The sequence below is a fragment of the Rhodoferax aquaticus genome, from assembly GCF_006974105.1.
Classification (GTDB): domain Bacteria; phylum Pseudomonadota; class Gammaproteobacteria; order Burkholderiales; family Burkholderiaceae_C; genus Allorhodoferax; species Allorhodoferax aquaticus_A.
The window spans coordinates 4,271,323-4,295,015 of sequence record NZ_CP036282.1 but is presented as its reverse complement, the minus strand read 5'-3'; the positions used below and the strand labels follow the sequence as shown (position 1 = coordinate 4,295,015).

Sequence of the window (23,693 nt, the reverse complement as noted above, 5' to 3'; positions counted from 1 at the left end):
GCAGGGCTAGCGCGTGGCGTACTTTGGCAGGCTGCTCGCCCCGGCGCGGGGTGATGGCGAAGACCGCGTAGTCAGGTAGCTTCCAGTCTGGCAGACGGGCACCAAACGCCCGTCTGCCAGGGCGCGGCGGTCATCGTCGCTCACCACCACACTGATGCCCCAACCTTGTTCACACAGCGAGTGCAGGGCCGTGACTTGGCTGGCTTGCACGCGGCTGCTGACGGTTACCGTGGCTTGCTCGCCGTGCGTGTTGCGCAGCATGAGTTGGGTCTGGGCACTGGCACCCGATGGGCGGCCGCCCAACCAGTCATGGGCCAGCAGGTCTTGCGGTGTGCGCGGCCAGCCCCGGTCTGCCAAATAGGCGGGCGCCGCGCAGAGTTGCGCGCCCATGCTCCCGATTTTGCGGGCGACCAAACTGGAGTCGGGCATGCTGCCCGCGCGCAAAGCAATGTCAATGCGCTCTTCAATCAGGTCAATGAGCGCATCGTCCAAAAACAGGCGCAGCGTGAGCTTGGGGTGGCTGCGCAGCGGCGCCAAAGCTTGCGCCAGCAAGCCCCCAAAGCCAATGGGGGCGGCAATGCGCAACTCGCCCTCAGGCTCGTCCCGGTGACGGGCCAAGGCTTGGTCCGCCGAGCGCGCGGCGGCCACCATGGCGGTGCAGCCTTCTACATAGCGCGCACCCGCCTCGGTGAGCGTGAGCTTGCGGGTGGAGCGGTGCATCAGGGCCAGGCCCAAGGCGGCCTCTAACTGGCGCAAGTGCTGGCTCACGGCCGACGGAGTCATGCCCAGCTGGCGTGCGGCAGCGCTCAGAGACCCTGCGGCCACCACTTCGGCAAATACCGCCATGCGTTTGAGTTGGTCCATACGGGCTTGGTGTGGGTTGAGTGCGGTGGTGAATCGGTTGGTTGTGAAGTTTTACTTCACAGTGTTAGCGAAATTTACCGTCTATTCAAGACTTTGTGAAGCAATCAAACTACAGGCTTCACACACCGTTTTGGAGATTGAGATGAAAGTTGCATTGATTGGCGCTACGGGTTTTGTTGGCAGCCCCCTGTTGGCTGAGTTGTTAAGCCGTGGCCACCAGGTCACCGTGTTAGCCCGTAACCCCGGCAAACTGCCCGCCCAAGCGGGCCTGACCGTGGTGGCCGCTGATGCATTGGACGCTGCCCAAATTGCCCAAGCTGCTGCAGGCCATGACGCCGTGCTCAGCGCCTACAACCCCGGCTGGACGGAGCCCAAGATTGGCGAAATCTTTTTGCAAGCGACGCACGCGATTTTTGCGGGCGTCAAACAGTCTGGCGTGAAGCGCTTTGTGATGGTGGGCGGCGCAGGCAGCCTGTTTGTGGCCCCGGGTGTGCAGCTGGTGGACACGCCCGAGTTTCCCGCCGAGTACAAAGTGGCCGCCACTGCGGCACGCGATGCACTGACTTTGATCCAAAAGGAAAGCAGCTTGGATTGGACCTTTGTGTCCCCTCCCATTTTGCTGAACCCCGGCGTGCGCACCGGCCAGTACCGTGTGGGTGCGGACGCGCCTTTGTGGGCGGAAGGCGGCGCGCCAGGCAGCATCTCGGTGCAAGACTTGGCCGTGGCGATTGTGGATGAGCTGGAAACGCCCCAGCACATCCAAAAACGCTTCACTGTCGCCAACTAAGCGGCAGACAAGGCTTCTTGCTTCGATGCGTGTGGGGTGGCGCTATCGCGCTCCACCTGCACCGCGCAGTCGTAAAACGTGGGGGCCCGCCCCATGTCGGTCAGGGCTTGGCTGGTGAGCTCGTTCACATTGCTGCCGTCCATGCCCAGTTTGCGCCACCAAATGCCCAAGCCATGCACCACGCCTGCACGGGCGCGTGCGCTGACCTCGGCCACGCAGCGGTAGCTTCCGCGTGTGTTGAACACCCGCACCACATCGCCCGAGGCGATGCCGCGCGTAGCCGCATCGTCCGCGCCGATTTCCAGCAGGGGCTGGCCCTCTATCGCGCGCAGGCTTTTCACGTTCACAAACGTGGAGTTCAAAAAGTTGCGCGCGGGTGGCGAAATCATGGCCAAGGGATACTCCGGCTGGGCTCCCATGGGCTCCCAGTTGGGGATGTAGTTGGGCAGGCCGTCTAGGCCTTGCTGCGCCAAGCTTTGGCTGAAAAACTCGCACTTGCCCGAGGCCGATGGAAAGTCCCCTTGTGCAAAAGGTGCCTCGGGTTGCGCGATGGTGCAAAACCCGTGGTCTAGCAGCGCCTGGAAGTCAATGGCATCGCCAAACGCGGTGCGGCACAGCGATTCATCGTCTTCGGCAAAGCAGGGGTCGGTGAACCCCATGCGCTGGGCCAGCTCGCGAAAGATTTGGCTGTTGGGCTTGGCCTGGCCTAGGGGCGCAATCGAGGGGCGGTTGAGCAACACATCGGTGTGGCCATAGCTGGTGTGGATGTCCCAGTGCTCCAGCTGCGTCGTGGCGGGTAGCAGGTAGTCCGCGTAGTCAGCCGTGTCAGTTTGAAAGTGCTCTAGCACCACGGTGAACAAGTCCTCGCGGGCAAAGCCTTGGACCACCTTGCTGGAGTCGGGCGCTACTGCCACGGGGTTGCTGTTGTAGACAATCAGCGCCTCCACAGCAGGGCCAAAGCTGGGGCTGGCGGGGCGCAGCAAGTCGTCACCAATGGTGGACATATTGATGGTGCGCGGGTTGCGCCCTGCTAACAAGTCTGGGCGCTGTAGCGCATTGCGCTTGGTGGGAAACGTGCCCGAGCTAGACAGCAGCACGCCGCCCGCACGGTGACGCCAAGCGCCTGTGAGCGCAGGCAGGCAGGCAATAGCGCGCACCGCATTGCCACCACCCCGCGTGCGCTGCAGGCCGTAGTTCATGCGAATGGCGGCGGGCTCACCGCGCTGCATCGCCTCTCCATAGTCACGCGCCAAGGAACGCACTTGCGCTTCGGTGAGGCCGCACACGGCGGCGGTGCGCTCAGGCGTCCACTCCAACGCCCGCGCCCGCAGTGCGTCCCAGCCCAAGGTGTGTTGTTCAATGTAGTCGTGGTCTAGCCAGTCGTTGGCAATGAGTTCGTGCATCAAACCCAGCGCCAGGGCGGCGTCGGTGCCGGGCAAGAGGGCCAGATGCTCATGGCATTTGTCGGCGGTCTCGGTCTTGCGCGGGTCTATGCAAATCAGCTTGGCACCATTGCGTTTGGCCACTTGCACATGGCGCCAAAAATGCAAGTTGCTGCCAATGGAGTTGCTGCCCCAAATGAGGATGAGTTTGGACTCGGCAAAAAACTCCACCCGCATGCCCACCCGCGAGCCCAGGGTTTGGGTAAGGGCTTCTGCCCCTGCGGAGGCGCAGATGGTGCGGTCTAAGCGAGAGGCGCCCAACTGGTGGAAGAAACGGGCCGCAATGCTCTCGCTTTGCACCAAACCCATGGTGCCTGCGTAGCTGTAGGGAAGAATGGCTTGCGCGGCCTCTGGTCCACGGGCGTAGATGGTTTGGAGGCGATGGGCAATGTCGTCCAAGGCGGTATCCCAGCTCACGGGCTCAAATTGGCCAGACCCTTTGGGGCCCACGCGGCGCATGGGTTGCAACAGGCGCTCGGGGTGGTAGGTGCGCTCGGGGTAACGCGACACCTTGGTGCACAAAGCCCCGTGGGTGTGAAAGTGCAGGGCGTTGCCATGCACTTTGGTCACCACACCGTCTTGCACGGTGGCGACCATGGAGCAGGTGTCAGGGCAGTCATGGGGGCAGGCGCCGATGACTTCGTGGGTATTCGGGCTTGCGGCGCTGGCAGAGGGTGACATAGCGAAGGAATGTGTGTGATCCGGATGGCCCATTTTTGCACGCGACGATCTGCGCCGTTGCGAATACGGGTTTGTAAGTAGATGTGTAAAAGCACGACGCTGTCTATAGAATGGCTCACATTCGGCCCAGCAAGGGCGCCTCTGGGTGAGCTAGCACTCACAAGAGGTCATCAAAAAAACGAGTGAGACGGCTACACATGGATGTAAAGCTTGTTGGTTTCAGGCGTGCCCTCGTTGGTGCATGCCAAGGCCTCGCCATCTTGGGTGGCATGGTAAGCATGGCCCAAGCGCAGCCTGTGGCCCAGGTGCGTGCGTACAGTGTGGTGGACAACACGCTGCTACCCCAGGCGTCCATCGATGCGGTCTTGGCGAGTCGCACGGGAACCCTGAGTTTTGCAGATATCCAAAAGTCAGCCCAGCTGCTGCAAGAGGCCTACCGCCAAGCAGGTTACGGGGCAGTGGTCGTGCAAATTCCCGAGCAAAACTTGAGCGCAGGTGTGGTCAAGCTCGAGGTGGTGGAGGGGCGACTGAGCTATGTGAACGTCACGGGTCTCAACGTCTTGGGCAAAGACAACATCTTGCGCAGCTTGCCGGCCTTGCAGCTCAAGGCCACGCCACAGCTGCATGCGCTGGACCGTGAACTACTCATGGCCAACGAAAGTCCGGCTAAATTCACACGCGTGGTGTTTCAGCCCGGCGAGAAGCGCGGGGAGATTGAAGCGCTGGCCATTGTGGAGGAGCACATGCCCCTCAAATGGCAAACCTCTTTAGACAATACGGGTAACGACGCCACAGGTCGCTACCGCTTGGCCCTCTCGTACCAAAACCCCAATGTGGCAGATACCGACTCTGTGCTGTCGGTGCGGGCTACGACCTCGCCCACTGACAGCTCGCAAGTGGGCTTGATGAGCGCGTCGCTACGCGTGCCCTTGTACGACTACAAGACCTTTCTAGAGTGGTCGGCCATGGTGTCTAACACCAAAAACAGCCCCAACACCACACCTGCTGGGGAACTGCGCTTCTCCGGCGAAGGCGCATCTATGGGTGTGCGCGCCATCTGGATGGTGCCCACCTTGGGTGAGTACAAGCAACAAGCGGCGGTAGGTGTGGAGAGCCGTCGCTCGAAAAACAGCTGTAGCTTGGGAAGTTTTGGGGCTGCCGGTTGTGGAACGGCTGCGGCCTCGGTCGATGTGTTTCCATTGACCTTGGGCTATGGCGTACAAAAGCCGAACGTTTGGCTGGGTGCCGTGCAATGGGTGCAAAGCCTGCCCTTGGATCCGGCAGGCAGCGATGACGCGCACTTTGCGGCAGTGCGCCCGGGTGCCAAGAGTGACTACGGCTATCTCAAAGCCAATGGGCAAGGCGTTGTAGGACTGACAGAGCGTTGGAGCCTGGCTTGGCGCGTGGAGGGCCAAGCGTCGGCACAGGTCTTGGTGTCTGCCGAGCAGTTTGGTGCGGGCGGGGCCAGCAGTGTGCGCGGTTACCAAGAGCGTGCCTTGTTTGGTGACTCAGGTGCTGCAGCCTCGCTGGAGCTACGAACACCTGTGGCGAGTTGGCTAGACGCCAAAGACACCGCACCAAATCTCACCGTGGCGGTGTTTGCCGATGCCGCCCAGGTGAGCAACCAGCGCGGTACCGCATGCACCACAGGGCGCACGCAGTGTGATATTTGGAGTGTGGGCACCGGTCTGTCTTGGCGCCCCACGGCGCAAAGCAATCTGCGCGCAGATGTGGGCCGTGCGGGCTTGGCCTTGGGTGACACCGCAGTAGGCAATTGGTATTTGCACTTCACGATGAACCATAGCTTTTGATATGTCCTATACAGACCACCACCAAGGGCCCCCGTTTATTACACTCACTAGGCCAGTGAGCGCGGCCGTATGGATATGGGTGGCCACCATGGCGTTGCCCTGGGCGAGTGGAGCACAAACCCTGCCGAGTGGCATGACGGTGGCGCATGGACAGGCGAGCAGCAGCCAAGGTGCAGGCGCCATGCAGATTGTGGCCAGCGACAAGGCAGTGTTGCAGTGGCAGCAGTTTTCCATTGGCGCATCTAACAAAGTCGTGTTTCAGCTGCCCAGCAGCACCAGCCAAGTGCTCAACCAAGTAACGGGGCAAGACCCCTCGACCATCTTGGGCAGCTTGCAGAGCAACGGCAAGGTGTGGCTGCTCAACCCCAATGGGGTGGTGTTTGGTGCGGGGGCGCGTATCGATGTTGCGGGGCTGGTGGCGTCCAGCTTGCACATGCAGCCTAGTGACTTTGTGGCTGGCAACTACGTGTTGAAATCCAGTGCTTACAGCGCATCGGTCATCAACCAGGGCACGATACGGACACCCTACGGTGGGCAAGTGCTGCTGATGGGGCCCAGCGTACACAACAGCGGCACAATTGAAACCCCCGGCGGTCAGTCGGCCTTGCTTGCTACATCCCAAGTGGAGTTGGTAGACACGGGTACGCCCTTCATGGCGATGCGTGTACCCGTGGCCGCAGGGCAGGTGCGCAACAGTGGCTCGGTAGCGGCAGGGCGCATTGATATTTATGGCGCGGTGGTGAACCAGCAAGGCAGCTTGGTCGCCACCGGTATGGGCACCAATGCCCAAGGTGAGATGGTGCTGCGCGCTAGCGGCAATGTGGATCTGACCGCAGGTAGCGAAACCCGTGCCGCAGGGGGCAAGGTTACGGTGGAAAGTGACAACGGCACCATCGCGGTCCGTGGCCTGGTAGATGTCAGTGCACCTAGTGGCAATGCAGGCAGCATTGACATGCATGCGCCCAACTTGGAGGTGGGTAACACAGGCGAGGTGACGGCCAATGCGCTGGCTTCAGGGGACGGCGGACGCATTGTGTTGTGGGGCTATGACTTGATGCGAACCAAGGGATTGATCGCAGCGCGAGGCGGGCTGACGCGTGGCGATGGTGGGTTTATTGAAACGTCTACCCACGGCGCCCTGGACATCCAGCGCGCACCCAGTGCTGCAGCGCCTTTTGGTAAGGCTGGCAAATGGTTGATTGACCCGTACGACATCACCTTGGTGGCGGGGGCCGGTAGCAGCAATATCGGCGGTGGCCCTTTTTATACGGGTGCCGGCAATACTGCCACGTTAGGCGTTGATCTCATCACCACAGCCTTGATTGCAGGAACCAATGTGTCTGTGGCCACCGGTGGTGTTGGAAGCCCTGGCACGCAAGCGGGCGACATTACTGTGGCGGCGCCTATCACGGCGAATCTGACGGGCGGCAACGTATTTTTTGAGCTGAATGCCGCACGGGACATCTACCTGAATCAACCCATGACGTTTACCGGGCCTAACTCGGTGCTTCTCATTCTGTTTACTGGAGCGGTATCTTCCAATGCATTCGTACGCCTGAACACCACCCTCAACCTGAACGCGAACAGCCTTGCCTCCATGAATAACGCGGGGCGAGGAACACTAGTCGGTTCCGGCGTCATCAATGGGAATACCGCGCTTGCCAGTACCTATGGCATTGCCCCGGGGGGCGTTGGAGGAATTGGCTCGATTACGATCAACGGCGACCTCTCTCTCTTTCCGGGTAGTTCGTTGCAAATTGATATTGGCGGCACCACCCCGGGAAGTGGTTACGATCAGCTCAACGTCTCTGGCAATGTGCTCAATGGCAGTGACCTAGTGATTCGCCAAGTGGGCGGCTTCGTCCCTCAAGCTGGGGCGAGTTTCAGCCCTCTAACTTTTGGCAGCGTATCTGGTGACTTCAACAGCGTGAGCTTTGACGCGGCAAGTACCTCTTGGGGGCTAACGACCAAGGTGCAAGCAGGACAAGTCCAGCTGGTTACCACCAACATGGCTTTGCCAGGTGGGGTGCCTACAAGCAGTTCCACGCCTGCAGATTTATGGCCTGGCTTTAGTTTGGTCGAACCTCCGGTGCGTGAACTCGCAGGCAAAAGCAAGGCTGGTGCGGGCGGGTTGAATGATGATGCTAGCGCACGGCCTGACGGCTTGCTCAAGAAAGCCAACTACAGCGGAACCTCCGGGTCGATTTTGGACTTCATTCCCGTGACGGGGCTGCCCGGCACCCGTGTGGTGGCCGCCAACCCTGATTTGGACTTGCCCCAAGTGCCCAGTGCGGCGGCAGCGATGCCTGGCTACCGTTACATCGTTTCAGACAAAACCAATTCTTACTTCCGGGTGCTGCCTGTGGCCTCTGTTGCCCCCGCCGAGCTAGACCAAATCTTGACCGCACGGCGTGAATACAAAGAGGCTTTGTTTTCAGATGCGGTGCAGCTGTTACGCAAAGACCCAGCCATTGCCGATTTGCCTTCGTGCAGTTCTGCTGCGGAAGCAGTCGCTGGCAAATGCCTGGCCCAAGCGTCACAGCCAGAGGTGACGCCTGTCTCGATGCCCAAAGCTAAGGCTGTAGATAAGCGCAAGATGCTGGCCGCCTTGCCCAAAATAACGCGCAAGCTGGCCTTGGTGATTGGCATCAACAAGTATGGTGATAAACGTATTCCCCAGTTGGTTGGTGCATTGCCTGATGCGCGTGCCGTCACCGCGCTCTTGGATGAAGAGCTAGGCTATGACGCGGTGACCTTGAGCAACCCTAGCAAAGCGGAAATCTTTGCGGCGCTGAACGGGTTGACCAGCGAGTTGGGCGAAAACGATAGCCTCTTGGTGTACTACGCGGGCCATGGCGAAATGGTCGACTCCACAGGGATGGGCTACTGGATACCGAGCGACGGCGTCGCTGATAACCCCAATGGCTGGGTGTCGAACTCGGACATTAACAAGCTGCTTGCACGTGCCAAGAGCCGCCAAATGGCGGTGATTGCAGACAGTTGCTACTCGGGCAGGTTCACGGCAGAGAGCAAGTTTTCGGGCAATAAAACGTCTAAAGCCATTGATGAGCTTTTGGTCAAGCGGGCGGTGACCATGATGTCATCGGGTGGCGACGAACCAGTGGCGGATACCGGCAAAGAGGGGCATTCGGTGTTCGCGTGGAACCTTATGCAAAAAATGCGCGAGGTCAGCGGTTGGTCCAGTGGCGGCACGGTGTTTGAGGCCGTGCGCATCGGCGTAGAAAGTGAGCTGCCGCAAACACCGCAATACGGAGCCTCGCTTGCGGCGGGCCATGAAATGGGCGCCGACTTTTTGTTTGAAAAACGCGGCGTTGCCAAGGTAGCGCCGTGAAGCGCTTGTTCCACTACTTTCAAGCGACCTTTTTGGCGGAAGGTTTGCTTTCGTTTCTGCGGCTCTCGCTGTTGTGGGGGGGGCTGGGGTGGCTGCTTGCCACATCAGGGATCGGGCAGTATTTCACCAGCACCTTGTATGCCCATGACTTGCAGCGCAGTGCGCATTGGGCGCAAGAGCGTAGCAACATCTCTCAGCCGCTACTCATTTTGATTGATGACACCGCGTACGCGACGTTCTTTCAGGGGCGTTCGCCGGTATCGCGCAGCCAAATGCGTGCGCTCTTGCAAACCGTGGCTGAGCACACACCCGCCACTACGCGGGTCGTGTTGGACATTGACCTCTCGCCATCGCCCAGTGCGTCCGAGGGGCAAGAAGAGCTGGATGCCTTTTTGCAGCGGCAACCCCAGCGCTGGGTGTTGCCTGCCAGTCAAACAGGTTTGGCTGAAGCCACAGAGCGCGAGCGTGTGTGGCGCAGTCGTTTGTGCCAGGCTGGCGTGGGGTTTGGTTTGCCCTACGTGCCAACGGAGTTTGGTTACCCCGTGGTCACGCACCAATATGTCAACAGCTTGGCCCATGCGGCCAGCGCGGTGCAGCTACCGTGTGCGGACCCCTCATCGCCCATGGTGCGAACAGCCATGCCGCTGCAAGGGGCCGCTTTGCAAGCTGGGCTCACCTTGCCTTTTGGCGGCGACCTTGCACAACTAGCCGCAGCGCTGGATGCCATGGAGCCTTCTGCGGTCGTGATTGGTGGCGCATGGGGCCAGTCGGATGTGCTGGGCACACCCTTTGGTGAGCGCTATGGCGTGCAAGTCCATGCTGCGGCCATAGCGGGCCATATGGACGGAGAGAAGCTGGCCTCCAGCTGGGTCGAGCTGGTGGTGATTTGGGTGTTCGTGTCATTGCTCTCGACCCTGCGCGGTTTTCTCTATGAGCGCGTAGACAGCATGGACGGGCATCCCATTGCCAGTTTGCCTGGCCATGCATTTTTCAAACAGACGGGCGGGCCGGTGGTGTTTTTGATCTCCATGTTTTTGCTCATCATGGGGTTTTCAGAATTACTGGCAGTGCTGCATGCCTACACCGGGTACTGGATTAGCACTGCGAGTGTTGCCAGCTTTTCGATCTGCACGATTTTGCTCACCTGGGACATGGGACGCATTCAACCCGTGCACTACCCCAACTTTGCCGCAGCGTGGGACGATGTGGTGGTACGGCCTGTGAAGAGTGATGTGTTGAGTCTGCACCATGCCGTATTGCGCATAGGGGGCCGTCCTGCTAACTGGGGACGATGTGAGCCAGGCTTTTCACTGACACGCTTGCAAGCCCTTCGCGAAGGGGGCTTGGCGCTGGCTAGCTTGCTGTCGCAAACGGCCCTGCCCTTGTCATCTTTGGTATTTGGTTTGATGGAGTAAATATGCACCGGCTGCGCCACCTTTGGCAGGCATTTGCCAGCCATTTTTTGCATGAAGTTTTGCTGCACTCGCTGCGCGGGTCATTGCTGGTAGGTGGAATGGTGATGTTGATTTCAGGCACCGGTGCTTGGAAGTACGTGGGCAACAGCATGCAAGCCCATGACATGCGCAGGGCCGCCGCTTGGAGCGCCCACGTGGAACCATCCAAGGTGCTGGTGGTGGCCATCGATGACACCGGATTTGACGCGTTTTATGGCGGCAAGTCACCCTTAGACCGTTCGCAACTGCAGCGCATGTTGAATGTGGTGGCGAGCAGTGCGCCACACGCTAAAGGCATCGTGCTCGACCTCGATTTGTCCCCAGTGCCTGGTGATGCACAAGAGGATCTGCTGGCATTTTTCAAGCAGCAGCCTGCGCGCTGGGTACTGGCGGAGCCTGTGCGAAAGGTTGAAGACGACAGCCCCACGCGCAAAGCCTGGCGAACCTCCTTGTGCAGTGCGGGCGTGCGCATGGGTTTGCCGTACTTGCCTACCGAATTTGGCTATGTGCTCAGCACCCAGCAGTTTGGTGGCGCTTTATCGGATGTGGCGCTGCGCGGCGACGCGGGGTGCTCCCTGTTGCCAACTGAATCACCGGCTGTGGCTGGTGCGCTGGCGCGCCATACTGTGCTCATGTCGCCCGACTACATGCAGCAGGGCAATGTGCTGCCATTTCAAGGCGATTTGGCACTCTTAGGCGCCAGCATTGCAGCCTTGGACCCCACCTGGGTGGTGGTGGGTGGCACCTGGGGGAGTAGCGATTTGCTCAATACGCCCATGGGCGAGCGGTATGGGGTGCAACTCCATGCGGCGGTATTGGATGGGGTGGAGCGCGGAGAGCACCAGTCCTCCTTCTTGGTCCAGTTGCTGGTTGCTTGGCTGGTGGTGTCTATGATTGGTTTGCAGATCGACTGGGTGCAGGGCTTGATGGGCACGTATGTGGACCCGTGGGTGGCAAGCTTGCCCGGCCACCGGTTCTTGAAACTGCGACTGTGGCCGATTGCACTGGCCCTGCTTGTGTTTTTGCATGTAACCCTGGTGTCCGAGTTACTGGCCATCTTGCATGCCCATACCCAGTACTGGATAGGTTCCGCAGAAACCGTGGTGGTGGTTATGGGAACCTTGATGTTTGTGTGGAACTGGGGCTTGACCGAGTCCAGCGCGCACCATACGGTGTCACATGTGTGGCACGCGAGTTTTTTGGAGCCGGTGCTGGAAGACTGGCGTAGCCTTAAGCAGGCCTTGGGCATGCTGTTTGCGCGCATACGGCGGTCGGGGGGCGACAATACGCCGCCAGTTGGCAAGCTGCGCGCTGGTTTTGAGGTGCTATTGGCGGGCGCCAGCCTATGCGGACAAACCGTTTTGCCAACCGCGGTGTTTGTGCACCATTTGTTTTTTGCGGGCGCGCATTAACCGACGCGCAGATTTCTTTTACCTCAAGGAGTTAGCCATGAAAACCATCACCCTGAGTTGCCTGCTGGCCGTGGCAACTTTGACCCAAACAGTGGCCTGGGCGGCCGGTTCCACCTGCATGGTGTTGGGCGCGAGGGATGCCAAGGTCTCGGCGGCCGAGGGCGAAAAATCGCCAGTGTTCATGACCAAGGACTGCGCGGCCTTGCGCTTGGTGAGTGGCAAGGCGCAAGCCAGTTGGGTGGGGCAAGACGGAAAACCCAAGCTCATTCCCATTACTGCAAGTGGCGTGAGTGCTTTGCCAGCGCCGGGGGCGGAAGAGCGCTCAGTCAATGTGGTGTGGTCTGAGCTGACCACCCGGCGCGAACGCCAACAAGCGGCCTATATGCGCAGCGTAGGCTTTGAGCGTGCACAAAAAATCTATGTGCCTGCCAATGGCTTGCTCTTGGTAGAACGCTCGGAGCTAGATGCAGAGTTAACCATTCAAAAAGTGGCTGAGAGTGCTACCGTACCCTTGCTCACGCAAGCCGTCAAAAAGGGCGAGGCCATCCACGTTCCACGCGCGGCGTTGGAGCTAGACCAAACCTATGTGTTTACCATTCGCAGGGGGGACACCACCGAAACCTGGCGCTGGAAAACTGCCGCCGCCACTGAAACTGCCGCATTGGACGAGCAACTTAACGCAGTGCAAAGCACAGATTTAGAACCCGACCAACGCCTCTTGGTACAGGCCATGTTGTATGACCAGCTCAAGCTCAAGGGCAATATGGAGCTGACCATGCAGGCCTTGAAATCATTGGATGATGCGAAAGCCAACAAACCTTAATTGCGCACTGTAGGTGCGTTGTATGTATGAATTTGATTGACTCTCTTGTAAGCCAAGCGCCCGATATCGCGGCGCTGCGCCGTGATATCCACTCCCACCCAGAGCTGTGCTTTCAAGAAATTCGCACGGCTGATTTGGTGGCGCAAAAGCTCACCGAGTGGGGCATTCCTATTCACCGTGGCTTGGGCACCACGGGCGTGGTGGGGATTGTGAAAGCGGGGACGTCGTCACGCGCTATTGCCCTGCGGGCGGATATGGATGCGCTGCCCATGCAAGAGTTCAACACCTTTGCCCACGCCAGCCAGCATGCCGGCAAGATGCACGCATGCGGCCATGACGGGCATGTCGCCATGCTGTTGGCTGCCGCGCAGCACTTGGCCAAAGAGCGCAATTTTGATGGCACGGTGTACCTGGTGTTTCAGCCAGCCGAAGAAGGCGGCGGCGGTGCCCGCGAAATGATCAAAGACGGCTTGTTTGACACGTTCCCGGTAGAGGCTGTGTTTGGCATGCATAACTGGCCCGGCGCAGCGGTCGGCACATTTGCCGCCAGTGCGGGCCCGGTGATGGCGTCTAGCAACGAGTTCAAGATCACCATCCACGGTAAAGGTGGGCACGCCGCCATGCCCCACAACGCGATGGACCCGGTGGTGGTGGCCTGCCAGATGGTGCAGGCTTTCCAAACCATCATCAGCCGCAACAAGAAGCCCATTGATGCTGGTGTGATTTCAGTCACCATGATCCATGCGGGCGAAGCCACCAATGTGATCCCTGATAGCTGCGAGTTACAGGGCACGGTGCGCACGTTTACGCTGGAGGTGTTGGGCATGATTGAGCAGCGCATGCGCGACGTGGCGCAGCACACGGCAGCGGCGTTTGGCGTGCGCTGCGACTTTGAGTTCGAACGCAACTACCCGCCCACCATCAATTCAGCCAAGGAGGCAGAGTTCGCGCGCAAGGTGATGGCAAGCATCGTAGGTGAGGCCAAGGTCTTGGACCAAGAGCCCACCATGGGGGCTGAAGACTTTTCCTACATGCTCATGGCCAAGCCGGGCTGCTACAGCTTTATTTCCAATGGGGATGGTGACCACCGCGCCATGGGCCATGGCGGTGGGCCTTGCATGCTGCACAACCCCAGTTACGACTTTAACGATGCGTTAATCCCTTTGGGCGCCACCTACTGGGTGCGCTTGTCCGAGCAGTGGTTGGCGCCGGCACAGACCAGCGCCTAAACCTCAGGCGTGCTGGGCAAAGCGGCGCTGCGCCATTTGCAGCAGGCCTTCAAAAATGAGGTTGTCCACCAGCTCAAAGGGTACTGACATGCTGGGGGCCATCTTCCACCCCGCACCACCCGTCATGATGCATTTGGGGGCCGCACCGCAGTGCGCCGCCACATGCTGCACCATGCGCTCTACCGCGCCGGCGATGGCAAACGTGCCACCACTGGTGAGCGCGTCGCTGGTGTTGGTGGGAAATTTGCGCACCTCGCCCGTGGGCACATGCAAGCCCGCTGTGCCGGACTCCAGAGCGCGCAGCATGATGCCGTGACCGGGCAAGATCAAGCCACCCAAAAACTTGCCGTCGGGGTCTATGGCCTCCACTGTCACAGCGGTGCCTACCATCACAATCACCATGGGGCGTGGGGCGCCTTGGGACAGCATGCGGTGGTAACCGCCAATGATGGCCACCCAGCGGTCTGCCCCCAAACGGGTCGGGTGGTCGTAACCATTGCGCAGGCCCGCTTCCGACTCGCTAGACACCACCCACTGCGGGGTGACGTCCCAAATTTCCATTTGCTCTTGCACGCGGCGTTTGACCGCATCGCCTGCCACCACGCAACCCAAGATGTGCTGCGGGGCCTCCAAGCCGCTCCATGGGCCCTCGGCGAGTTTGTCGATGTTTTCCAAAAACTCAGCGCCTTCTGCCAAGAGTTCGGCGCCAGGATGGGGGGCCGCATACAAGGCCCATTTGAGCCGGGTGTTGCCAATGTCGAGTGCGAGAAAACCCATGTTTTAGCCTTGACGCCAGGGCAGGCCACGCATGCGCCAGCCGCCTTTAACGCCCCGGTGCGCTTGTGCGTCGGGGTCACCTTCAAAGCCTTCTAAGATGTTGTAAGCCTCTAGCCCCAACTCGGTCGCACGTTTGGCCGCTGCCACAGAGCGCACGCCACTGCGGCATAGCAGCACAGCTTTTTTTCCAGCGGGCACAGCGGCTTGCAAGCCCGCGTCAAAGTCAGGGTTCATGGCCATGCCGGGCCATTGTTTCCAAGCCAGCGCCACAGCGCCGGGCACAAAGCCGACCCACTCCCGTTCTGCATCGGTGCGCACATCCACCAGTACCGCGTCGCCACTTTGCCACCAAGCGAAAGCGAGAGCGGCTGACACATCTCCTGCATAGCCGCTGGCAGCTTTCACGGCATTGCTGCCTACGCCGTCTGCGTCGTGGCGAACACCGGAGGTCAGGTTGGCGGGCACCGCCTCGTCCATGCGTTTGGGGCGGGGCAGGTTGAGGGCTTCCATGATGGCAACGAACTCGGCCTCGCTCTTGCCTGCGATGCGGGCATTGCTGCTTTTTTCAATGCCAATGCTGCTGTGGGTGCGGCCTTGGTAGTCGTGCCCCGGCCACACGGTCGTGGTGTCTGGCAGCGCAAATAGCACGTGGGTGATGCTGTGGTACAGCGCTTGGGCACTACCGCTTTGGAAATCGGTGCGGCCACAGCCGCCAATGAGCAGGGTGTCTCCGGTAAACACGTGGCTGTTCCATGTGAAGCTCATGCTGCCACTGGTGTGGCCCGGTGTATGCAAGGCGGTGAGGGTTTGGTCGCCAAAGCGCAAGACATCGCCATGCGCCAACTGCAAGGCCGCGGTGGTAATGCCACACCCTTGCGGCGCGGCGGTTTTGGCCCCAGCGTGTTCGGCCAAGTGCCCCGCGCTGGTGATGTGGTCGGCGTGGGCATGGGTTTCCACCGTCCATTGCAGCTTCAAGCCGTATTGGCGCAGCACCGACAAGTCGCGCTCTAACTGATCGTCCACGGGGTCGATGATGAGCGCGTCGCGCGTGCGTTCGTCAAACAGTACGTAGGTGTAGGTGCTGGACGCAGGGTCAAAAAGCTGAATGGGCTGCATAACGGTCGGGTGCGCAGATGCGCTGGCGCGGTGATTCACAGAGCCACAACTATAAGAGGTTTCCAAAGGGTGCTGCCACGCGACCGTGACAATACGATGAACGGTTTTTGACACACTGCAACGCGAGGGCCCTTTGCCCCAGTCCATTGGCCGTGCAGACCCCGTTGCGACGAGGTGCTGGCATATGGTCCGGGAAATGGTTTACAGTTGACGTTTACGTAAACGTCAACTCCGCGTTTCCATCGTTTCACTTTGTTCTTACGGATGCCACCATGACCGATTTGTCTGCCGACTTCAAAGCCTTGGCCAACTACCGCCCTACGAACAAGGTGCGCTTTGTCACTGCGGCCAGCCTGTTTGACGGCCACGACGCTGCCATCAACATCATGCGGCGTATCTTGCAGGGCATGGGTGCCGAAGTCATCCACCTGGGCCACAACCGCAGCGTGGACGAAGTCGTGACCGCCGCTTTGCAGGAAGACGTGCAGGGCATTGCGATTAGCTCCTACCAGGGTGGACATGTGGAGTACTTCAAGTACATGGTGGACCTGCTCAAGAGCCGGGGCGGGGCGCACATCCAGGTGTTTGGTGGTGGTGGTGGCGTCATCGTGCCGCCGGAAATCCGCGAGCTGCATGCCTATGGCGTGTCCCGCATCTACAGCCCGGAAGACGGCCAACGCATGGGGCTGCAAGGCATGATCGGCGAGATGGTGATGCGTTGCGACAAGGACATCACCGCACTGGCTCCCTCTGACTTGTCAGCCATCCAGGGCCATACCGAAGCCAGCTGGCGTGCTCTGGCCCAGTTACTTACTGCGATTGAGGCTTCCAAGCTGAATCCGGCCCTGGCGCAGGAAATACGTGCGCAAGCAGCTACTAAAAAGATAGCGACCATCGGCATCACCGGCACTGGGGGTGCGGGTAAGTCCAGTCTGACGGACGAGCTGATCCGCCGCTTGCGCCTCGACCAGAACGATGCCTTGCGCGTCGCTGTCATCTCCATCGACCCGAGCCGCCGCAAGAGCGGGGGCGCGCTGCTGGGCGACCGCATCCGGATGAATGCCATCTCGCCATGGCAACAAGGTTCCCGCGTCTTCATGCGCTCGCTAGCGACCCGTGACTTCGGGTCTGAGATCAGCGCTGCACTGCCCGATGTGATCGCCGCTTGCAAGGTGGCGGGTTTCGACCTGATCGTGGTGGAGACCTCCGGCATCGGTCAAGGCGATGCTGCGATTGCCCCGCTGGTGGATGTTCCCATCTATGTGATGACGCCTGAGTTCGGCGCGGCTAGCCAACTCGAAAAAATCGACATGCTGGACTTTGCGGAGTTCGTGGCCATCAACAAGTTCGACCGCAAGGGTGCGAGCGATGCACTGCGCGATGTGTCCAAGCAAGTCCAGCGCAACAAGGAGGCATGGAACACACCGACCGACCAGATGCCTGTGTTCGGCACCATGGCCGCGCGCTTCAATGACGATGGTGTGACCGCGCTCTACCAAGCCATGCTGCCGCGTTTGAAGGCCTTGGGCGTGCCACTGCAAGAAGGTAGCCTGCCGCGCGTGAACGTACGCCACAGTTCCAACCAGACGCCGGTGGTACCTGCAGCGCGCACCCGCTATTTGGCTGAGATCAGCGACACCGTGCGCGGATACAAAAAACGCGCCAAAGAGCAAGCGAGGCTGGGCCGCGAAATCCAGCAGCTGCATGCCACGGCGCGCATGCTGCAAGCCGCCAATCCTGACAAGGTGAACGCGGTGCAAGCGGTGACGGACCTCGCCCAGCAGCGCGAAGAACGCATGGGTGCCGCAGAGCGCAAGCTGCTGGCCCAGTGGCCCGAGATGCAAAAGGCCTACGCCGGTGACGAGTATGTGGTGAAGATCCGGGACAAGGAAATCCGCACCGCACTCACCACCCAATCCCTCAGCGGCACCACCATCCGCAAAGTGGCCCTGCCTCAGTACGAGGACCATGGCGAGATTCTCAAGTGGCTGATGCTGGACAACGTGCCCGGCAGCTACCCCTACACCGCAGGTACCTTTACGTTCAAGCGCGAGGGCGAGGACCCGACCCGCATGTTTGCCGGTGAAGGTGATGCCTTCCGCACCAACACCCGCTTCAAGCTGCTCAGCAGCGGCATGGCGGCCAAGCGCTTGAGCACTGCGTTTGACTCGGTCACGCTCTACGGCAACGACCCCGACCCGCGTCCGGACATCTACGGCAAAGTGGGTAACAGCGGCGTGAGCATTGCCACGCTGGACGACATGAAGGTGCTCTACGGAGGCTTCGACTTGTGCAACCCAAGCACCAGTGTCTCCATGACCATCAACGGCCCGGCTCCAAGCATCCTGGCCATGTTCATGAACACCGCTATGGACCAGAACATCGACAAGTTCAAAGCCGACAACGGCCGCGAGCCTACCGATACCGAAGTCGCCAAGATCAAGGAATGGGTGCTGGCCAATGTGCGCGGCACGGTGCAGGCCGACATCCTGAAAGAAGACCAGGGCCAAAATACCTGTATTTTCAGCACCGAGTTCTCGTTGAAGGTGATGGGTGACATTGCCGAGTACTTTGTACACCACGACGTGCGCAACTTCTACAGCGTGTCCATCAGCGGGTACCACATCGCCGAGGCCGGGGCCAACCCGATTAGCCAGTTGGCGTTCACGCTGTCTAACGGCTTCACCTTTGTGGAGGCGTATCTGGCGCGGGGCATGCACATTGACGACTTTGCGCCCAACCTGAGCTTCTTTTTCAGCAACGGCATGGACCCCGAATACACCGTGATGGGCCGCGTGGCGCGCCGCATCTGGGCCGTGGCCATGAAGGAAAAGTACGGCGCGAATGAACGCAGCCAGAAGCTGAAATACCACATCCAAACCAGTGGCCGCAGCTTGCACGCGCAGGAAATCCAGTTCAACGACATCCGCACCACGTTGCAGGCCTTGATCGCCATCTACGACAACTGCAACAGCCTGCACACCAACGCGTTTGACGAAGCCATCACCACGCCCACCGAAGACTCGGTGCGCCGCGCCATGGCCATCCAGCTCATCATCAACCGCGAGTGGGGCCTGGCCAAGAACGAGAACCCCAACCAAGGCGCCTTTATCATCGAAGAGCTGACCGAGCTGGTCGAAGAGGCCGTGCTCAAAGAGTTTGAAGCCATTGCCGACCGTGGCGGCGTATTGGGTGCCATGGAAACCGGCTACCAGCGCGGCAAGATCCAAGACGAGTCCATGCACTACGAGATGCTCAAGCACACCGGCGAGCTGCCCATCATCGGTGTGAACACCTTCCGCAACCCGCATGGCGATGCCGTGCTGGACAAGCTGGAGTTGGCCCGCAGTACGGATGACGAGAAGCAAAACCAGCTCAAGCGATTGGCCGACTTCCACGCACTGCACGCCGCAGAGGCGCCGGCCATGCTCAAGAAGTTGCAGCAGGCGGTCATTGACAACCAGAACGTTTTCAACGTGCTGATGGACGCGGTCCGCGTGTGCTCGCTGGGCCAGATCACCAGTGCCTTGTTTGAGGTGGGCGGGCAGTACCGGCGCAATATGTAGTGGGGTTGAATAGCCCGTGCTGGTAGGCACTTAGCAGGGCACTACCGAGGCATCATCGGGTTTCTAAGTAGTTGCGCATGCAACTACTTAGCCTATATTGGATGGCATACACAGCAGGCCAACAGGTCCGACAAAGTCGCACTGTGCTGCTCATCATCCACCTTAGGAGTCTTATGCCATCCCTCTACCATTTGACCCGTCGGGCATTGACCATTGCCTTGTTCACTGCAACGCTCGCGTCGGCACAAACCTACCCGTCCAAACCCATTGAGTGGGTGGTGCCCTATCCGCCCGGCGGAGGCACGGACGTAGTGGCACGCTTGCTCGCCGAGTCCATGGGCAAGACCTTGGGCCAGAACATCATTGTTGCGAACAAGCCAGGCGCAGCAACCAATATCGGCGCTGAATACGTGTCGCGTGCCAAGGCGGACGGTTATGTGCTGATGTCTGCGGATACCGCGACGCTGGCCGCAAACCCGTCGCTGTACAGCAAGTTGACGTACAGCGCCGAGAAAGACCTCGCACCCGTCGGGCTGAGCGTGCGGTTTCCATTGATTCTTGTGGTCAACCCCAGCGTGCCAGCAAAGAACCTGAAGGAGTTTGTTGCTTGGGCCAAAACGCAAGACGGTGCCAATTACGCTTCGCCCGGTGCGGGTAGCCCGCACCATCTGACTACAGAGATGTTCCGCGAGAAAGCGGGCCTGAAAGCCACCCATGTGCCCTACCGTGGTGCCGCGCCGGCGGTGCAAGATGTGGTGGGCGGCCAAGTGCCGTTTATGTTTGTGGACACCGCTGCGGGCTACCAATTCATTGCCGCCGGCAAGCTGCGCGCGCTAGGGATTGCAAGCTTAAAGCGCGTCAAAAACTTTGAAGATATTCCTACCCTGGCGGAACAAGGCCTCAAAGGGTTTGAAGCGTTTGCATGGCAAGGCTTGGCAGTCCCCGCTGGAACACCGGCAGATGTTGTCGCCAAACTCAACCAAGCCCTGCTGACGGCCATGGACTCCACCGCGCTCAAGGCGCGCTTTCAGACCTTGGGCTTGGAGTCCACCTCCAGTAGCCCCCGCCAGATGGCTGACTACGCCGCAAGTGAGCGTGTGAAGTGGGCCTCCGTCATCAAGACCAATGGCATCAAAGTCGAGTAAGCCAAAGCCCGATCTTGAGCGGGCATTGAGCTATCGATTGCATTTGCTGCACAAGCTCACGGACCAAGAGAGTCAGCGCGCGTATTTGGCGGGGTCAGGGCTGAGCCTGAGTGATAGCCGTTGCTTGGGCGCAGTTGGCGCTTTTGAGCCCCTGTCGGTGAACGACTTGGCGCGGCGCGCATTGCTAGACAAAGCCCAAGCCAGTCGGGCGGCCCAGTCTTTGGTGGGGATGGGTTTGTTGCTCAAAGAGGACTGCCCCAACGACGGCCGCGGAGTGGTGCTGACCTTGTCCGATAAGGGCCGTACAGCATGGCGGCGCACCATGTCGCTGATTCAACAGCGCAACCAAGGTATTTTCGGCTGCTTGAGCGAGCCCGAGCAGGCACAGCTGAGTACCATGTTTGACCGTTTGATTGCGCATGCGCGCGAGACGGCTGCACCACTCACCAAACCCTAAGCGGGTGGGGTGTGAGACCCCACACTCGCTACCGAGTGGGGTAGGCGGCGTGGTGCGTTTCAGACTCCGCGAAAACTTCGCCAATGCCGCGTGGAAACCCGCGCGCAGGCGGGGTTGTCTAAGCGGAATGCGACACCCGCTTGTCTGGGTTGGACATGCATCGGCCAATTCAGCACTCGGCGGCGGTTGCGCAGTACCATGGCTTGGCCCTTCCTCTACTTGCAATGAAAGAGACTGATATGCGAACAAATTTCCCTCTTCTCCCGGTGCTTGGTGCGGTGTCTTTGGCCTTTGCTGCCAACGCATTTGCGCAAGAGCAGGTATTCAAAATCGGCCACACCGGCCCCATGTCTGGCCCCAACGCGTTTGCGGGCAAAGACAATGAAAACGGTGTGCGCTTGGCGATTGAAGAGCTCAACACCAAGAAGATCACCGTAGCAGGCAAAACTCTCAAGTTTGAATTGCAGTCGGAAGACGACCAGTGCGATCCCAAAGCAGGCGTCAGCGTGGCACAAAAGCTGGTGGACGAAGGCGTCAAAATTGTGATGGGCCCTTACTGCTCAGGCGTCGCCATTCCTGCTTCACGCATTTACAGCGAAGGGGGTGCCATTTTGTCCACCGTGGGCAGCAATCCCAAAGTCACCATGGGGGGCTACAAGAACCTGTTTCGCATCATTGCAGGCGATGACTTGATCGGCGGAGCCATGGCCAACTATGCGGCTAAGAATCTCAAGGCCAAAACAGTGGCAGTGATTGATGACCGCACCGCCTTTGGCCAAGGCTTGGCTGAAGAATTCATCAAAGAGGCGGACAAGCTGGGCATGAAAGTGTTGGGGCGCGAATACACCACCGACAAGGCGACCGACTTCAACGCCATTTTGACCAATCTCAAGGGCAAAAAACCTGATGTGATCTTCTTCGGTGGCTACACACCGCAAGCGGCCCCCATGACGCGCCAAATGAAGCAGCTGGGCATGAGCCAAAAGCTCTTGGGTGGGGACGCGATTTGTACGGGTGAGATGGGCAAGCTCGGCGGCGACGCTGTGACGGATACGGTGTATTGCGCGCAAGGTGGTGCGATCTTGGACAAAGTGGCCGACGGCCCTGCGTTCAAAGCCAAGTACAAGAAGCGCTTTAACCAAGACCCTGACGCCTACGCTGCGTCCTTCTACGACCAAGTCATGTTTATTGTGCAAGCCATGCAGAAGACCGGCTCACTGGACGCCCAAAAAATCGGCGATGAGTTGTACAAGGGGAGCTACAAAGGCATTGCCAGTACTTACGCCTACGATGAGAAAGGCAACCTGAAAAAAGCGCCGATTACTTTCTACTCATTTAAGGGCGGGGCTCCTGTGCCTTTGTCTACCAACTAGCACTTCATCGGGCGCGGGCAGAATAAGTCCGCGTTTGGTTTGACATCCACAAGGGCAGCGTAGACTGCCCTTTTTTGTGTGCGGGTGCGCCCTTGCAGTCGCACCCGCAGTGCGAGATATCACAACAGGATTGGGGAGTATGAATGGCAAAGGTCGCGGTAGTTGGTGCGGGATTTGTGGGTCTGTCGAGTGCCTACTGGCTGATGCAAGACGGTCACGATGTGACGGTGTTTGACCCCCAAGGCGTGGGTGCCAACACAGGCGGCGCGTCCTATGGCAATGCGGGTACTTTTGCCAACTACGCCTGCATCCCTGTCAACAACCCGTCGGTGTTTCGCGACTTGCCGCGGTATTTGCTCTCCAGCCAAAGCCCGCTGCGCGTGCGCTGGTCTTACCTGCCCATGCTGGCTCCTTGGCTGGCACAGTTTCTGTGGCACTCCACTCCCTCGCGCTACACCCATAGCGCCACCGCCTTAGCAGCCCTGCTAGGGCGCGCCCAAGACGGCTATACGGCCATGGTGCAGCAAGCGGGTTTGGCGAGCTTCATCCGACAGAAAGAATGCTTGTACTTGTACTCTGGGGCTGCGGCCTTCAAGGCCTCTCAAGGAACCTTGGCTTTGCGCGAAAGCTTGGGTGTGCCTACCCGCGTCGTGGACAGGCAAGAGGTGCAGGCGCTAGAGCCGCAGCTCAATCCCCTTTTTGACCGTGGCGTGCTGTTTCCTGGCTCCTGGCATTTGACCGATCCTGCTGGGTTTCTGATGAGCTTGTCGGCCTGGCTTGCACGCGGCGGCATGCAGTTGCGTGCAGAGGCTGTGCGCACCCTCAGCCCCCAAGCGCAGCACGTGGTGGTGGATAGCACCAGCGGCCCCGAGGCCTATGACCATGTGGCGATTTGCGCAGGGGCATTCTCCCGCGGCTTGGCCGCGCAGTGCGGGGACAAGGTGCCGCTGGACACAGAGCGGGGTTACCACCTTCTCTACCCCGGCGTGAGCGACCTCATTTCACGGCCCGTGGGTTGGGCAGAGCGTGGGTTTTACATGACCCCCATGGCGCGCGGCATCCGAGTGGCAGGCACGGTAGAACTGGCCGGACTCAATACCCGCAAGCATCCCGGCCTTTTGCAGCTGCTTACACACAGCTCGCAGCGCGCTATCCATGGTTTGGGCACGCCCACGGAACAGTGGCTGGGTTACCGCCCCACCTTGCCTGACGGTTTGCCGGTGCTTGGCCGTGCCAGCAAGAGTGCGCGGGTGATTTACGCATTTGGCCACCAGCACATTGGCCTTACCCTGGGCGGGCTCTCCGGCACGGTGGTGGCTGATTTGGTGGCCGGGCGATCCAGCACTATGGACCTAGGCCCATACGCAGCGAGCCGCTTTCGCTAAGCCCTGGCCTGCGTTTGCG

The 23,693-nt window shown here is 59.9% G+C and carries 16 protein-coding genes and 1 pseudogene; 12 read left to right on the top strand and 5 right to left on the bottom strand.

Annotated features, from left to right (window positions below; translation table 11 throughout):
* Positions 1-6: 6 nt before the first annotated feature.
* Positions 7-864, bottom strand: a complete 858-nt coding sequence (locus EXZ61_RS19745) for a LysR family transcriptional regulator (protein WP_237219015.1) — start codon at positions 862-864, stop codon at positions 7-9.
* Between the two features lie 142 nt (positions 865-1,006).
* On the opposite strand from EXZ61_RS19745, the gene EXZ61_RS19740 reads away from it, so the two are divergent.
* Positions 1,007-1,651 carry an NAD(P)-dependent oxidoreductase gene (locus EXZ61_RS19740; protein ID WP_142813638.1) on the top strand — a complete coding sequence of 215 codons (645 nt, stop codon included), beginning with the start codon at positions 1,007-1,009 and terminating at the stop codon, positions 1,649-1,651.
* Here the strand turns inward: EXZ61_RS19740 and EXZ61_RS19735 are convergent.
* The gene (locus EXZ61_RS19735; protein ID WP_142813636.1) at positions 1,648-3,774 is read right to left on the bottom strand and encodes a molybdopterin-containing oxidoreductase family protein; all 2,127 of its coding nucleotides are present in this window, start codon (positions 3,772-3,774) and stop codon (positions 1,648-1,650) included. The genes EXZ61_RS19740 and EXZ61_RS19735 overlap by 4 nt on opposite strands.
* Before the next feature lie 197 nt (positions 3,775-3,971).
* Here EXZ61_RS19735 and EXZ61_RS19730 point away from each other — a divergent pair, with 197 nt between their 5' ends.
* The 6 genes from EXZ61_RS19730 to EXZ61_RS19705 all read left to right on the top strand — a co-directional run bounded on the left by EXZ61_RS19730 (position 3,972) and on the right by EXZ61_RS19705 (position 13,855).
* Positions 3,972-5,585 carry a ShlB/FhaC/HecB family hemolysin secretion/activation protein gene (locus tag EXZ61_RS19730; RefSeq protein ID WP_142813634.1) on the top strand — a complete coding sequence of 538 codons (1,614 nt, stop codon included), beginning with the start codon at positions 3,972-3,974 and terminating at the stop codon, positions 5,583-5,585.
* Between the two features lie 88 nt (positions 5,586-5,673).
* Positions 5,674-8,937 (top strand): two-partner secretion domain-containing protein, encoded by a 3,264-nt coding sequence (locus EXZ61_RS19725; RefSeq protein ID WP_168224831.1) that lies wholly within the window; start codon positions 5,674-5,676, stop codon positions 8,935-8,937.
* The gene (locus EXZ61_RS19720) at positions 8,934-10,352 is read left to right on the top strand and encodes a CHASE2 domain-containing protein (RefSeq protein ID WP_142813630.1); all 1,419 of its coding nucleotides are present in this window, start codon (positions 8,934-8,936) and stop codon (positions 10,350-10,352) included. The genes EXZ61_RS19725 and EXZ61_RS19720 overlap by 4 nt, the downstream gene beginning before the upstream one ends.
* Before the next feature lie 2 nt (positions 10,353-10,354).
* Positions 10,355-11,803 carry a CHASE2 domain-containing protein gene (locus tag EXZ61_RS19715; RefSeq protein WP_142813628.1) on the top strand — a complete coding sequence of 483 codons (1,449 nt, stop codon included), beginning with the start codon at positions 10,355-10,357 and terminating at the stop codon, positions 11,801-11,803.
* A 37-nt stretch (positions 11,804-11,840) separates the two neighbouring features.
* Positions 11,841-12,626: a hypothetical protein gene (locus tag EXZ61_RS19710; RefSeq protein WP_142813625.1), complete on the top strand. Its 786-nt coding sequence runs from the start codon at positions 11,841-11,843 to the stop codon at positions 12,624-12,626.
* 26 nt (positions 12,627-12,652) lie between these two features.
* Complete coding sequence (locus EXZ61_RS19705; RefSeq protein WP_142813623.1) at positions 12,653-13,855, top strand: M20 aminoacylase family protein; 1,203 nt, start codon at positions 12,653-12,655, stop codon at positions 13,853-13,855.
* Between the two features lie 3 nt (positions 13,856-13,858).
* Here the strand turns inward: EXZ61_RS19705 and EXZ61_RS19700 are convergent, their stop codons facing one another.
* The 3 genes and pseudogenes from EXZ61_RS19700 to EXZ61_RS22270 all read right to left on the bottom strand — a co-directional run.
* The gene (locus EXZ61_RS19700) at positions 13,859-14,632 is read right to left on the bottom strand and encodes a type III pantothenate kinase (protein ID WP_142813620.1); all 774 of its coding nucleotides are present in this window, start codon (positions 14,630-14,632) and stop codon (positions 13,859-13,861) included.
* Positions 14,633-14,635: 3 nt separating this feature from the next.
* Entirely contained in the window at positions 14,636-15,085 is a 450-nt protein-coding gene (locus tag EXZ61_RS22275; RefSeq protein ID WP_425353632.1) for a rhodanese-like domain-containing protein, read from the bottom strand.
* A gap of 210 nt (positions 15,086-15,295) precedes the next feature.
* Positions 15,296-15,748, bottom strand: a pseudogene (locus tag EXZ61_RS22270) (MBL fold metallo-hydrolase); the annotation flags it as partial.
* A 272-nt stretch (positions 15,749-16,020) separates the two neighbouring features.
* Between EXZ61_RS22270 and icmF the strand changes: the two are divergent.
* The 5 genes from icmF to EXZ61_RS19670 all read left to right on the top strand — a co-directional run bounded on the left by icmF (position 16,021) and on the right by EXZ61_RS19670 (position 23,674).
* The gene (gene icmF / locus EXZ61_RS19690; protein ID WP_142813618.1) at positions 16,021-19,314 is read left to right on the top strand and encodes a fused isobutyryl-CoA mutase/GTPase IcmF; all 3,294 of its coding nucleotides are present in this window, start codon (positions 16,021-16,023) and stop codon (positions 19,312-19,314) included.
* Positions 19,315-19,487: 173 nt separating this feature from the next.
* The gene (locus EXZ61_RS19685) at positions 19,488-20,459 is read left to right on the top strand and encodes a Bug family tripartite tricarboxylate transporter substrate binding protein (RefSeq protein ID WP_142813616.1); all 972 of its coding nucleotides are present in this window, start codon (positions 19,488-19,490) and stop codon (positions 20,457-20,459) included.
* 25 nt (positions 20,460-20,484) lie between these two features.
* Entirely contained in the window at positions 20,485-20,916 is a 432-nt protein-coding gene (locus EXZ61_RS19680) for a MarR family winged helix-turn-helix transcriptional regulator (protein ID WP_342590560.1), read from the top strand.
* A gap of 239 nt (positions 20,917-21,155) precedes the next feature.
* Entirely contained in the window at positions 21,156-22,289 is a 1,134-nt protein-coding gene (locus tag EXZ61_RS19675; protein WP_142813612.1) for a branched-chain amino acid ABC transporter substrate-binding protein, read from the top strand.
* Between the two features lie 143 nt (positions 22,290-22,432).
* Positions 22,433-23,674: an NAD(P)/FAD-dependent oxidoreductase gene (locus EXZ61_RS19670; RefSeq protein WP_142813611.1), complete on the top strand. Its 1,242-nt coding sequence runs from the start codon at positions 22,433-22,435 to the stop codon at positions 23,672-23,674.
* Positions 23,675-23,693 lie beyond the last annotated feature (19 nt).